The following is a 13,138-nucleotide window of genomic DNA, read 5'->3' on the forward strand; positions in this document are numbered from 1 at the left end:
GGGTCTGCGGGAAGGTGGCACGCATGGGCGACCACGGGCGCGAGAACGTGGGCGAAGACCTGCGCCGGGAGCCGGGCGGGGAGCCGGAAGGGCAGCCGGGCGGCGGCCTTCGCGGGGACCTCCGCTGGGGCAGCATCGGCGGGCTCGTCCGGGCGGCAGCGGCACAGTACGCCGACCGGGAGGCCGTCGTCGACGGCCGCGCCCGGATCAGTTACACGCAGCTCGGCGAACGCGTCGAGCGGGCCGCCGCCGCCTGCATCGCCGCGGGCATCGAGCCCGGCGACCGGGTCGCCGTCTGGGCCCCCAACACCCTGGAGTGGATCGTCTCCGCCCTCGGCGCCGTCTCCGCGGGCGCGGTGCTCGTCCCCCTCAACACCCGTTTCAAGGGCGCGGAGGCCGCGTACGTCCTGGAGCGCAGCCGGGCCAGGCTGCTGTTCGTCACCGGCACCTTCCTCGGCACCTCCTACGTCGCCTCCCTGCGCCGCGCGGCCGCCGAGGGCCCGGGCGGCGGCCCGCTGCCCGGACTCCCGCACCTGGAACAGGTCGTCGTCCTCTCCGACGACGCCCCCGACTCCTTCCGCACCTGGAAGGACTTCCTCACGGGCGGGGACGGCGTACCGGCCGCGGCGGTCCGCGAACGCGCCGGGGCCATCCGCCCCGAAGACCCCTCCGACATCATCTTCACCTCCGGCACCACCGGCAGCCCCAAGGGCGCCGTCATCACCCACGCCCAGTCCCTGCGCTGCTACGACGTGTGGAGCGAGCTCGCCGGCCTGCGCGAGGGCGACCGCTACCTGATCGTGAACCCCTTCTTCCACACCTTCGGCTACAAGGCCGGGATCATCGCCTGCCTGATGCGCGGGGCCACGATGGTCCCGCAGCCCGTGTTCAACGTGGACACCGTCCTCGCGAACGTCGCCGCCGAACGGATCTCCGTACTCCCCGGTCCGCCCACCCTCCACCAGTCGCTCCTCGACCACCCCCAGCGCAAGCACCACGACCTCTCCGCCCTGCGCCTGGTCGTCACCGGCGCGGCCGTGGTCCCGCTGCGGCTCGTCGAGCGGCTGCGCGGCGAGCTGCACATCGGGGTCGTCCTCACGGCGTACGGGCTCTCGGAGGCCAGCGGCATCGTCACCATGTGCCGCCGGGGCGACCCCGCGCAGATCATCGCCTCGACCTCCGGCCGGGCCGTCCCCGACACGGAGGTGGAGATCCGCGACGCGGACGGGCGCCCGCAGCCGCCCGGGCAGGCGGGCGAGATCGTGGTCCGCGGCCACCACGTCATGCAGGGCTACTTCGAGGACCCCGAGGAGACCGCCCGGGCGATCACCCCGGAGGGCTGGCTGCACACCGGCGACGTGGGGGTCCTGGACGAGGACGGCAACCTGCGCATCACCGACCGGATCAAGGACATGTTCATCGTCGGCGGCTTCAACGCCTACCCCGCCGAGATCGAGCAACTCCTCGGCCTGCACCCGGACATCGCGGACGTCGCGGTGATCGGCGTCCCGGACCCCCGCCTGGGCGAGGTCGGCAAGGCCTACGCGGTCCGCCGCCCCGGCTCCACGGTGACCGCCGACGACCTGATCGCCTGGTCCCGCCGTGAGATGGCCAACTACAAGGTCCCGCGCGCGGTGGAGTTCGTGACGGAACTCCCCCGCAACGCCAGCGGCAAGATCCTCAAGCGCGAACTGCGCGCCTCCTGAGGCCGTCCGGCCCGGGCGCCCGCCCGGGCCGCCCGGACCGGACCCGCTCAGCGGGCGTACGAGCCGATGCCGACCAGGCAGTACACGTACTGGTTGAGGACGATGGAGCCGCGCATGTAGCGGTAGGAGAAGGCATACTGGGTCTTGGGGTTGTCGTTGCAGCTGTCCAGGTCCGCGGTACCGGGAATGCTCTCGATCACCCGGTAGTGCGCGTCGGACGCCGAGCAGGGCACCTCCGAGACGCCACTGACGCTGCGCGGCGTCGTCGAGTCCGGCAGCTGGCCGTTCAGGCAGGTGCCCCGGTCGAACGGGCTGGGCTCCGGGCTCGCCTCGGGGCTCGCCTCGGCGCTCGCTTCGGGGCTGTACGACGCCGTGGCGGCGCCGGGGACCGACGACCCGGACGAGGGGGAGCCGGAAGGGTCGTAGGAGGCAGTAGGCGAGGGCGTCCAGGAGGACGACCCGGTGGGCGTGGCCCCGGCGGCGGACTTGCCGTCACGGCCGTCGTCGTCGCCGTCGGCCAGCACGAAGAAGCCGAGGACCAGCGCCGCGGCGACGGCGAGCGCCACCAGACAGCCGCGCCCGCCGACCCCCCGCGCGGGCCCCGCAGGGGGCGCGGGCGCCGTCGCACCCGCCCCGGCCGGGAAGGCGGCCGTGGTCGCGGTCGGCGGCGTGACCCCGCCGGCCCCCGCGATCCAGGCCGCGCCCGCCCCGGTCACGTGGACGCGCAGCAGGACTTCCCCGGCCCCGACGCGGACCCGGACGAGATCCCCGTGCCGGCAGGACGGTATGCGCAGGCGGACCGTGCCCGTCGGCAGCTCCACGGGGAGGATCACACCGTAGGTCGCCTGCTGCGGGGTGAGGGTGATGAGCATTTCCTGTGACGACACCGGCTGCTCCATGGAGTGAGGGAGGTGCGCAGGCTGCTGACGGTTCCTCACGGATTGTGCACGGTGTCCCGCCGGTGACGCAGCCGTTCCGCCAAGCCCCGGCAGCGGCGGCCCGCGGCTTCAGGTGCGGCGGGCCAGGACCAGCCGCCAGCGCGGGGCACCGTCGGGCTGTCGGCCGAAGTGCTCCAGCGGGAGGGTCTCCACCGTGAAGCCGGCCGCCCGCAGGTCCGTGCGGACGCCGCTCAGGGGGAAGGTGCGGTAGTACATGACGAACGGGGGACGCCACACCGCGTTGCGGACCCGCATCGCCGCGTCGAAGCCCGTCGTCGCCCACCACAGCGAGGAGCCGAGCGGGAGCGGTGCGCCGATCGGGAAGGCGAAGACGCCGCCCTCGCGCAGGGCGGCGCGGACCCCGGCGAAGAGCGCCGGGCGCTCCGAGGGGAGGAAGTGGCCGAAGGCGCCGAAGCTGACCGCCAGGTCGTACGCCCCGTCCAGGTCGGGCGGCAGGGCCCGCGCGTCGGCCCGTACGAAGTCCACGCGCCCGGCGTCCGCGCCGTACCGGCGCTCGGCCTGCGCCAGCATGCCCGCGCTGAGGTCGACGCCGGTCACGCGGCCCCGGCACAGCCTGCGCAGCATGTCGATCCCCGCGCCCGTGCCGCAGCACACGTCCAGGCCGGCGTCGAAACCGCCCTCCACCTGGGCGAGGGTCTCCTCGACGGCGTCGAGCATGCGGTCCGGGGTACGGAAGGGGGTGTGGTCGAACTTCGGCGCGAGGAGGTCGTACCCCCGCTCCACCGAGGAGAGGCCCTGCACTGCCAGTTCGCGGACGCTCGGCCCGAGGGAGGAGAACACGCCCCCAGCCTATGCCGCCACCGGGCCCCGGCCCGGGCGCACGCGTGCGGCGGTCGCGGTGGCTCCCCCTCCGGGCCACCGCGACCGCCGTTCCCCCGTGGGGATCCCCCCGTGGATCCCCGTCGTCCCCCGTGGATCCCCCCCCCGTACGTCGTGCGCGTGCTACGGACGCGGGCCGGACGCGTGGTTGTCCAGCGTCTGGATCTCTTCGTCCGCGGTGGTACCGGCGACCGGAGCCGGAGCCGGCTCCTTCTCGAGCGGCTTGATCTCGATGCCCGAAGCGTGGTTGTCCAGCGTCTCGATCTCGACGCCCGAGGCGTGGTTGTCGAGCGGCTTGAGGTTCTCGTTCGTCGTCATCGGTTCTCCTGATGGGTGGGTAGGGCTGGGCCCGTTCGGCGATTCCCCCGATGACCGCCGAACGGGTAGTCCACCAACCGGCCCGAGCGCCCCCCGACGCGCCGGGTCGATGCACCTATCGTGTCGGACGGCGATAAACGAACGATGAACGCCTCGTTCAACGGGCGTCCCCGCAGCTCAGGCGGCGATCTCCGCCGCCAGCAGGGCCTGCACCTCGCCCAGTTCGGCCGACCTCAGCTGCTTGAACACGGTCTCCGCGTCCCGCCAGCAGGCCCGCGCCCGGTCCGTCTGCCCCAGCCGCCGCAGCGCCTTGCCGAGCACCGTCAGCACCGTCGCCCGCCGCCACTCGCCGCCGATGCCGCGCAGGGCGATGGCCTGCTCGGCGTGCGAGGCGGCCAGCGTGGGCCGGCGCGCCGCCAGATGGGCCTCGGCGAGGCGGAAATGGGTCACGCCCTCCCACAGCGGCTGGCGGTTCTCGTGGAACAGCGACAGCGCCTCCGCGAGCTGCGCGAGGGCCTCGCCGAGCCGTCCCGCCTGGGTGAGCGCGATGCCCAGCGCGTACCGGCCGTTGGCCAGGCGCAGGCTCAGCCCCATCCGGTCGTAGATGGCGATGCCCTGCTGGGCGAGGTCTATGGCGCTGGGCAGCCGCCCCAGTTCCACGTGGATGCGGGAGAGGTTGCACAGGGCGCTGGCCTCGCCGACGTTGTTGCCGTCGGCGCGGAAGCACTCGATGGCCTCCAGCAGGTAGCGCTCGCCGTCCGCGTGCCGGCCCTCGTAGAGCGCGATGATCCCGCGGTCGTTGGGCGCCCAGCACATGGGCAGCGGGTCGCCGGCCTCGCGCGCGAGCACGGTGGCCCGGGCGGCCTCGTCGTCGGCCTCGCAGAAGCGGCCCGCGACCAGGTGGACATTGGTGAGGGTGGTGCGGGCGCGGCCCTCCGCGTACGGGTCCTTCGCGGCTTGGCCCGCGTCGCGCAGGGCGACCGCGGCCGACTCGTACTGCCGGGAGTTGGCCCCGGACTCGGCCAGGTCCTTCGCCGCCCACAGCAGGTCCACGGCCCGGCGCAGGACCAGGCTCTCGCCGCCGCGGGCGGCCGCCTGCCGGACGCATGCCAGCAGCGGGTCGGCCTCGGCGTACAGCCAGTCCAGCGCGGCCCGCGGTTCGGCGAAGACCAGCCCGGGGTAGTGGGTGTCGGACAGGTGCGCGGGCAGCCGGTCGCCGGGGCGCTCCAGGGCGTAGACCCCGGAGGCGGTGGCCAGGTAGAAGTCCAGCAGCCGGTCCAGGGCGGCCTCGCGCCCGCTCGGCGGCTGCTCGTCGCGCTCGGCGCAGGCACGCGCGTAGAGGCGTACGAGGTCGTGGAAGCGATAGCGGCCGGGTGCGGCGGATTCGAGGAGCGAGCAGTCGACTAAAGCCTCGAGGAGGTCCTCGGTGTCGTACTCGGGGAGGTCGAGTACGGCGGCCGCAGCCGAGAGGGAGATGTCGGGGCCGTCGGCGAGGCCGAGGAGGCGGAAGGCGCGCTGCTGGGCGGGCTCCAGCTGGCCGTAGCCCAGCTCGAAGGTGGCCTTGACGGCGAGGTCGCCGGCCTGGAGCTCGTCGAGGCGGCGGCGCTCGTCGGCGAGCTTGGCGGCCAGGACGGAGACCGTCCAGGTGCGGCGGGCGGCGAGCCGGGAGGCGGCGATGCGGATGGCGAGCGGCAGGAAGCCGCAGGCGCCGACGACGTCGAGGGCGGCCTGGCGTTCGGCGCGCACCCGCTCCTCGCCGACGATGCGGGTGAACAGCTGGAGGGCCTCCTCGGGGCTCATCACGTCGAGGTCGACGAGATGGGCCCCGGCGAGGCCCGCCATGCGGACCCGGCTCGTGACGAGGGCGGCGCAGCCGGCGGTACCCGGCAGCAGCGGGCGGACCTGGGCGGCGTCGCGGGCGTTGTCCAGGAGGACCAGGACGCGGCGGCCGTCGAGGGTGGAGCGGTAGAGCGCGGCCCGCTCGGCGGGGGAGTCGGGGATGGCCGTGTCGGGGGTGCCGAGGGCGCGCAGGAAGGAGCCGAGGACGGCCTCCGGTTCGGCGGGGCGGGCCTCGGTGCCCTGGAGGTCGACGTAGAGCTGGCCGTCGGGGAAGAGCGGGCGGGCGGCGTGGGCCACGTGGACGGCGAGGGTGGTCTTGCCGACGCCGCCGATGCCGGCGAGCGCGGAGACGGCCATGACCTGGTCCTGGGCGCCGCCACCGAGGATGGCGCCGAGCTCGGCGACGAAGCTGGAGCGTCCGGTGAAGTCGGGAACGGTCGCAGGCAATTGGGCGGGCCTCACGTGAACGGTCGCGGCGGCCGGGGCCGGGTCCTCCGCGCGGGCGAGATCGGCATCGGCGTTCAGGATGCGCTGCTGGAGCGCGGCCAGTTCCGGGCGGGGGTCGACGCCGAGCTCGTCCGCGAGGAGGCGGCGGGTGTCGGCGTAGACGGCGAGGGCCTCGGCCTGCCGGCCGCTGCGGTAGAGGGCGAGCATCAGCAGCTCGCGCAGGCGTTCGCGCAGCGGGTGGGCGGCGGTCAGGGCGGTGAGCTCGGAGACGGCCTCGGCGTGGTGGCCGACCTCCAGGTCGAGGTCGAGGCGGGTCTCCAGCAACTGGAGGCGCCATTCGGCGAGCCGGATGCGCTCGGTCTCGGCGTGCGGGCCGGGGACCCCGGCCAGGGGTTCGCCGTCCCAGAGGTCGAGGGCGCGGGCGAGGAGCGTACGGGACAGGGCCCGGTCACCGGCGGCGCGGGCCGTCTCGGCGTCGGCGGCGAGGCTGCGGGCGACACCGAGGTCGAGGGTGGCGGCGGAGCGCAGCCGGATGGCGTAGCCGCCGGACTCGGTGACGAGCAGCCCGGGGGCGACGACCTTGCGCAGCCGGGAGGCGTACGTACGGATGGTGGCCAGGGCCTGCTGCGGCGGGTCCTCGCCCCAGATGGCGTCGATCAGCTCGGGCGCGGTGGCCGTGCGGCCGTCGCGCAGCAGGAGTACGGCGAGCAGGGCGCGCTGCTGGGGGGTGCCGGAGGGCAGGGCCTCGGCGCCGCGCCAGGCGCGGACGGGGCCGAGCACGGCGAAGCGGGACTCGCCGGGGCCCACGGCGTCCGCGGGGGTGGTGGCGCCGGCTTCGGCTTCGGCGCGGGGGCCTGCCGGGGCCGTCCCGGCGGCGGAGGCCGCCGCCCGGGGCGCGGCCCCGCCGCCGTCACCCCCGCGGGGCGTGCCCGTGCCGGGCCTGCCCGTGAGGGCCGTGCCCCCGGGGGCGGTCGCAGTCCGGGCCGCGCTCCCGGCGGCTGCGCCTGTGCCGGTCGGGCCTGTGCTGGTTGTGCCGGTGGCGGTCGTGCCTGTGCTGCTCGTGCTCGTGCCCGTGGCGGCTGCGCCCGTGCCGGTCGTGCCTGTGCTGCTCGTGCCCGTGGAGGCTGCGCCCGTCCCGGTCGTGCCTGTGCCGGTCGGGCCTGTGGCCGTCGGGCCCGGGGCGGCCGCGGCGGGCGTGGTGGGCCGGCGTGGGTCCGGTTTGGTCGTCCCTGCCGTGTCCGCACCGGATCCGGCCGTACCTGTCCCGGAGCGGGGAGCGGGGGCAGGCGTAGGGGCCCCGGGGTGTTTCCGCGGGCTCGGGATGGCCGGTACGCCGTCCATCTGTCGTCCCCCTGCCTTCCGTTCGGTGTAGTGGTCAGTCTGCCCTGTCTCGCGCGTGGACGTCAGCCCGTCATTGACCGATCACCGGCCAACTAGCTGACGGTTCGTCAGATCAGCGCTACCGTATGAGCCATGGAGACCTTCCCGAAGATCATCTCGGTGGACGACCACACGGTTGAGCCCCCCCACGTCTGGCGGGACCGGCTCCCGTCCAAGTACCGCGGCATCGGCCCCCGCGTCGTCCGCGCCCCGTTGAAGGAAATGACCTTCCTCGGCGGCAAGTTCGCTCCCGTCATGGGGGCGAAGGGCGACGACGGCCCGATCGGCGACTGGTGGGTGTACGAGGACCTGCACCGGCCGCTCACCCGCCTCGACACCGCTGTCGGGTACGACCGCGACGAGATCAAACTGGAAGTCATCACCTACGAGCAGATGCGCCCGGGGTCCTTCTCGGTTCCCGACCGCCTCGCGGACATGGACGTCAACCACGTCCAGTCGGCCCTCTGCTTCCCGACCTTCCCCCGCTTCTGCGGCCAGACCTTCACCGAGGCCAAGGACCGCGAGCTGGGGCTCCTCGGCGTACGGGCCTACAACGACTGGATGGTGGAGGAGTGGTGCGGCCCGGACGCCCGCGGCCGGCTGATCCCCCTCACCCTGATCCCGCTCTGGGACGCCCGCCTCGCCGCCGCCGAGGTCCGCCGCAATGCCGCGCGCGGCGTGCGGGCGGTGGCCTTCTCCGAGATACCCCCGCACCTGGGCCTGCCGTCCATTCACACGGACGAGTGGGACCCCTTCCTGGAGGCGTGCAACGAGACCGGCACGGTCATCGCCATGCACATCGGCTCGTCCTCGCGCATGCCCTCCACCTCGGCGGACGCGCCGCCGGCGGTCGGCTCCACCATCACCTTCGCCAACTGCTGCTTCTCGATGGTCGACTGGCTGATGAGTGGCAAGTTCGAGCGCTTCCCCAACCTCAAGATCATGTACGCGGAGGGCCAGATCGGCTGGATCCCGTACATCCTCGAGCGCGCGAACGTGGTCTGGGAGGAGAACCGCGGCTGGGGCGGAGTCGCCGACAAGGTGCTGCGCCCGCCGTCGGAGCTCTTCGCCGAGCACGTCTTCGGCTGCTTCTTCGACGACGCCTTCGGACTGAAGAACCTCGACTCGATCGGTGTCGCCAACGTCCTCTACGAGACGGACTACCCCCACTCGGACTCGACCTGGCCGAAGTCCCGCGAGGTCGGCGAGGCCCAGATGGGACACCTGGCACCGGACGTCGTGGACCGGATCGTGCGCGGCAACGCGATCGACCTGCTCGGGCTCACGGCGGACGGCCTGTGGGCGGGGCCGGGAGCCTGAGCCCGCCGCCGCAGGGCGTGGCCCGCCCCCCGATCGGCCGCGCCCTACGGCCCCCGATCGGCCACGCCCTACGGCCGCGCCCTACGGCCGCCTCCGCCCGGCCGGCGCCCCGGCCCCGGCCCGCGCCGCTGCCCCGGTCCGCACTCCGGTCCCAGCCACGAGCAGCAGCGCCACCGCCAGTCCCGCCACCGCCAGCACCGGCAGCAGCACCCGTACGTCCACGAAGGCCACCAGGGCGGCGCCCAGCGCCAGGGCCAGCGCGTTCGGTACGAAGATCAGGGTGTTGGCCGTGGCAGCCGCGCGGCCCAGCACGGCGTTCGGGACCTCGCGCTGCACCGCCGTCAGCGCGGCGATCAGCACGCACGGCAGCCCCGCCCCGATCACCGCACTGCACACCAGGGCCACCGCGTCGTACGGCAGCGCCCGCCCCGCGAGGCCCAGCGCGAACAGGGCGGTACCCGCGGCCGCGAACGCCCGCTCCGGCATCCGCCGCAGCAGCGGGCCCGCCGCGAGCCCGGCGAGGACCGAGCCCGCGCCCTGCACCGCGTACAGCACCCCCACATAGGTGGGCGCGTGCCCCAGCACGCCGTCGGCGACCGCGTAGATCACCGCGCCGTTCAGCCCGGCCAGGAACATCACGGCGGCCCCCGCCGACACCAGCGCGCGCAGCGCGGGCGACGCCCGCAACTGCCGCCCGCCCTCCAGCAACCGCGCGAAGCCCCCGGTGCCGTCCCGGATCCGCTCCCGCTCCGGCGGGTCCTCGCGCACCCGCAGCATGGCGAAGATCCCCGCCGCCAGCGCGAAGGTCGCCGCGTCGAGCAGCGCCACGGACGCCCCGCCCGAGCGGGCGAACAGGGCCGCGCCCACCAGGGGCGCGAGCAGCTTCATGCCCTCGTTGGCCGTCAGCCGCAGCCCGTTGAAGTCCCCGAGCAGCCGGTGACCCACGGCCTGCGGGACCAGGGCCGCCTCCGCGGCGTCGTGGAGGGCGCCGCAGACCCCGTACACGAGCAGCACCGCGAACAGCAGCCACACCCGCTCCGCCGAGTCCAGCAGGAGCAGGACGGGCAGCAGCGCCGCCATCACGAGACAGAGGACGACGAGCAGCGGCCGGCGGGGCAGGCGGTCGGCGACCGCCCCCAGTGCCGGTCCGGCCAGCACCGGAGCCCACAGGGCGAACGCGGTCAGCGCCGCGAGGCCGTCCGAACCGGTCAGCGACTTCACCCAGACCCCGGCGACCAGCCACATGGAGGTCGTCCCGAAGCCCGAGACCACCACCCCGGACAGATAGAGCCCCGCATTGCGGTCCCGCAGGACCCGTTTCATTCCCCCACCGCTCATCCGGCCAGCGTGCGTCCTAAGGAGGGGGCGGGGGATCGGGCAATCGCCCTAGGGCGGTCTAGGCCGACTTCGGGGTGACCCAGACCTGGCGCTTGTTCGTGTTCGCCGCGTAGAGCTGCACCACGGTGCCGTTGGCGGTCGCGCCGCCGGTCACGTCGAGGACCTTGCCCGATGCCACGTGGACGATCTGGCCCTTGGCGTTGACGGACCAGCGCTGCGCGGCCGATCCGTTGCAGTCGTGGAGGCTGATCTTGTTGCCGTTGGTGCTCGCGTTGCGCGCGTTGTCCAGGCACTTCCCGAACGCGCGGAACGTGCCGTCCTTGCCCAGGATCCACGACTGCGCGGCGGAGCCGTTGCAGGTGTAGAGCTGGATCTGCGTGCCGTTGGCCGCCTTGCCGCCCTTGACGTCCAGGCACTTGGCGCCGATCCCGGTCACCCGCCCCTGCGGGGACAGCGTCGCCCCGGCGCCGGCCGCGAGGCGCCGCAGGCCCTGCACGTCGAACTGCTGGACGTAGGTGCCCGCCCGCTTGTCCTGGTAGGCGTAGGTGGGGGAGCACATGACCGGGAACTGGCCCGAGTCGGTGCCCTTGACGCAGTCGCCCTTGGTCAGGCTGCGGTTGGCGTGGGTCAGGCCGAGCGTGTGCCCGAGCTCGTGGCTGACGTGGTTGCGCATGTACGTCTCGCCCATGGCGGCGGTCGGCTTGCCGGCCGCGGTGAAGAACGAGTCGTCGATGTAGGCGTGTCCGCTGGTCACGGTCTCGGCCACGGAGGAGCTGGTGAAGCCGCAGCTGAGGTTGGCGGTGCCCGTGCCGTCGCGGACGACCTTCCAGCCCGTGCTGCCCATGCTGCCTTCGCCGGCCGGCGGGACGCACGGGCGGTGCAGCACGCCCACGACGACCTCGCCCTTCGGTCGGACGTAGTCCCAGCCCACCGGCTTCGTGTCGACGGCGACCGGCAGGTTCGTGATGCGCCGCAGGTCGGCGGCGGAGGCCTGCACGTACGGACCCAGCCAGTCCGCGGACTTCTGGTCGTAGAACTTGATCGTGTAGCCGGTCTGCAGCCACTTGGTCGCGCCGCTCAGCTTCCAGCCCTCGCCCTGCGGCGGGGCGGCCGCGGCGGCCGCGGACGACCTCGCGGCGGTCCGGGAGGGGTCGGCGCCGAGCGACATGACCCCGTTCTTGAAGACCGTGCCGTCGCTGCCGTGGAGGGCGGAGTCCTCGGCGTGGGAATCGAGTGCCTCCGCGGCCGGCGGCAGCGCGGCCCCGGCGGTCCCTGTGGTGTCGGCGCTCGTGACGCTCCCGGTGTCCTCGGTGCCGAACGCGCTGGACGGGAGTTGCAGGCTTCCCACGATCGCGGCCGCGGCCGCCACGGCAACCAGGGATATCCGGTGCTTGCCTGTCAGTCGCACTTGGTCACTGCCTCTCGTCGGAAACCACTTCCCGCCGGCTTTGCGATCGCACTGGCGGCGGAAATCGAAGCGATGATAGATCAATAAGCCAAAGAGGCTTGCACACAGTGCAGTTGGCGCCGTCGGGGGCGGAGGCGGACGGCCTGCGGGCGGCCTAGCATCGGGCCGTGCCCCGAATCCAGTTGCTGCGCTTCGACCACGCCCCGGCCCTGCTCGCGTTCGAGCGGGAGAACCGGGCCTACTTCGCCGCGTCGGTGCCCGACCGCGGGGATCGCTATTTCGCCGACTTCGACCAGCGGCACGCCGCGCTGATGGCCGAACAGGCCACCGGGGCCTGCTTCTTCCACGTGCTGGTGGACGGCGCCGGCGAGGTGCTGGGCCGGGTCAACCTCGTGGACGTGGCCGACGGCGCGGCCGAGCTCGGGTACCGGATCGCCGAGAAGGCCGCCGGCCGGGGGCTGGCCACGGCCGCGGTACGGGAGGCCCGCGGGCTGGCGGTCGCGCAGTACGGGCTGACCGTGCTGCGGGCGGTCACCACGCTCGACAACCCGGGCTCGCGCGCGGTGCTGGCCCGCACGGGGTTCGTGCCCACCGGTGAGGTCGACCTGGACGGCCGCCCGGGCCTGGCCTTCGCGTGCAACCTGCTGGTCGAAACAGGGTGACGAGGGGCCGGGGGCCGTCCGCGTTCTTGCACCCACCCCCGCCGCCGGGGCATGCTTCGCCAGGGTGAAGCGGAAGGATGATCATGTCGGTGGACAAGCGGACCGTCGTGACGGCGGTGCTGTGTGCGGTTGCGGCCCTGGGGGCGTCCGCCGCAGTGGCGAAGCTGGTGCCGCCGCCGGAAGCGGTGCCGGCCGCACGGGCGAAGGCCGCGCCGACCGCCTCACCGACGGGACCGTCGTCGCGATCGCAAGCGGCGAAGCCCCAGCTCTCGCCGCCTCCCGGCAGCACCCTGCCGCCGGCCGTCACCCCGCCGCCCGGTGGGCCCGCGGCCTTCACCGGAGCCCTGTTCACCGACGGCCTGAACAGTGACCACTTCTGCACCGCCACCGTGGTGAGCAGCCCCGGCCGCAACATGATCATCACCGCCGGGCACTGCCTGCTCGAAGGGGACCAGAGCGGCGGCAGCGCCGTCTTCGCGCCCGCCTACGCCAACGGGGTCGCCCCGTACGGCACCTGGAAGATCGAGCAGGTCTTCGAGGACGACCGGTGGGCCGAGGGGACGGACGACGACTACGACCTCGCCTTCGCCCGGCTGGCTCCGGACGACAAGGGCCGCACCATCGAGGACGTGACCGGCGCGGCCGCGCTCGACACCAGCGGTCGCGCGGGCGAGGAGGTCACCGTGACCGGCTATCCCGCCGACCGCGGGGTTCCCCGTACCTGCACCTCGGTCGCCGTCCGCGAGAGCGCGACCCAGCAGCGCTTCGACTGCGCCGACTTCCCGGGCGGCACCAGCGGCAGCGCGTGGATCGCCCGCGACGGGAAGATCATCGGCATCCTCACGGGCGGCGACACGGACGACGTGTCGACCAGCACGGTCCTCGGGGAGTACGCGGCCTCGCTGTACGCCAAGGCCACCGCGAAGCCCGCCAAGTCCTAGC

Annotated in this window: 10 protein-coding genes; 4 read left to right on the plus strand and 6 right to left on the minus strand. The window is 74.0% G+C overall.

Features of this window, described 5'->3' with window-relative positions; genetic code table 11:
- Positions 1-23: 23 nt before the first annotated feature.
- Positions 24-1,706: a FadD3 family acyl-CoA ligase gene (locus tag B6R96_RS20400; protein ID WP_081523156.1), complete on the plus strand. Its 1,683-nt coding sequence runs from the start codon at positions 24-26 to the stop codon at positions 1,704-1,706.
- Between the two features lie 47 nt (positions 1,707-1,753).
- Here the strand turns inward: B6R96_RS20400 and B6R96_RS20405 are convergent, their stop codons facing one another.
- From B6R96_RS20405 to B6R96_RS20420, 4 genes are all read right to left on the minus strand, one after another.
- Positions 1,754-2,593 carry an LppU/SCO3897 family protein gene (locus tag B6R96_RS20405; RefSeq protein ID WP_159396349.1) on the minus strand — a complete coding sequence of 280 codons (840 nt, stop codon included), beginning with the start codon at positions 2,591-2,593 and terminating at the stop codon, positions 1,754-1,756.
- A gap of 120 nt (positions 2,594-2,713) precedes the next feature.
- Positions 2,714-3,445: a class I SAM-dependent methyltransferase gene (locus B6R96_RS20410; protein WP_081523158.1), complete on the minus strand. Its 732-nt coding sequence runs from the start codon at positions 3,443-3,445 to the stop codon at positions 2,714-2,716.
- A gap of 162 nt (positions 3,446-3,607) precedes the next feature.
- On the minus strand, positions 3,608-3,802 hold the full coding sequence (locus B6R96_RS20415) for a hypothetical protein (protein WP_030390085.1): 195 nt from the start codon (positions 3,800-3,802) through the stop codon (positions 3,608-3,610).
- 177 nt (positions 3,803-3,979) lie between these two features.
- On the minus strand, positions 3,980-7,429 hold the full coding sequence (locus B6R96_RS20420; protein ID WP_443069930.1) for a BTAD domain-containing putative transcriptional regulator: 3,450 nt from the start codon (positions 7,427-7,429) through the stop codon (positions 3,980-3,982).
- A gap of 132 nt (positions 7,430-7,561) precedes the next feature.
- Here B6R96_RS20420 and B6R96_RS20430 point away from each other — a divergent pair, with 132 nt between their 5' ends.
- Positions 7,562-8,788: an amidohydrolase family protein gene (locus tag B6R96_RS20430; protein ID WP_053174526.1), complete on the plus strand. Its 1,227-nt coding sequence runs from the start codon at positions 7,562-7,564 to the stop codon at positions 8,786-8,788.
- Positions 8,789-8,869: 81 nt separating this feature from the next.
- Here B6R96_RS20430 and B6R96_RS20435 read toward each other — a convergent pair whose 3' ends face one another.
- Positions 8,870-10,126 carry an MFS transporter gene (locus B6R96_RS20435; RefSeq protein ID WP_081523160.1) on the minus strand — a complete coding sequence of 419 codons (1,257 nt, stop codon included), beginning with the start codon at positions 10,124-10,126 and terminating at the stop codon, positions 8,870-8,872.
- A gap of 58 nt (positions 10,127-10,184) precedes the next feature.
- Complete coding sequence (locus B6R96_RS20440) at positions 10,185-11,534, minus strand: ricin-type beta-trefoil lectin domain protein (RefSeq protein ID WP_081523161.1); 1,350 nt, start codon at positions 11,532-11,534, stop codon at positions 10,185-10,187.
- A 167-nt stretch (positions 11,535-11,701) separates the two neighbouring features.
- Here B6R96_RS20440 and B6R96_RS20445 point away from each other — a divergent pair, with 167 nt between their 5' ends.
- Positions 11,702-12,196, plus strand: a complete 495-nt coding sequence (locus B6R96_RS20445) for a GNAT family N-acetyltransferase (protein WP_081523162.1) — start codon at positions 11,702-11,704, stop codon at positions 12,194-12,196.
- Between the two features lie 83 nt (positions 12,197-12,279).
- Positions 12,280-13,137: a trypsin-like serine peptidase gene (locus tag B6R96_RS20450; RefSeq protein WP_081525170.1), complete on the plus strand. Its 858-nt coding sequence runs from the start codon at positions 12,280-12,282 to the stop codon at positions 13,135-13,137.
- The last annotated feature ends 1 nt before the right edge of the window (position 13,138 follow it).

It is taken from the genome of Streptomyces sp. Sge12 (assembly GCF_002080455.1).
GTDB lineage: Bacteria > Actinomycetota > Actinomycetes > Streptomycetales > Streptomycetaceae > Streptomyces.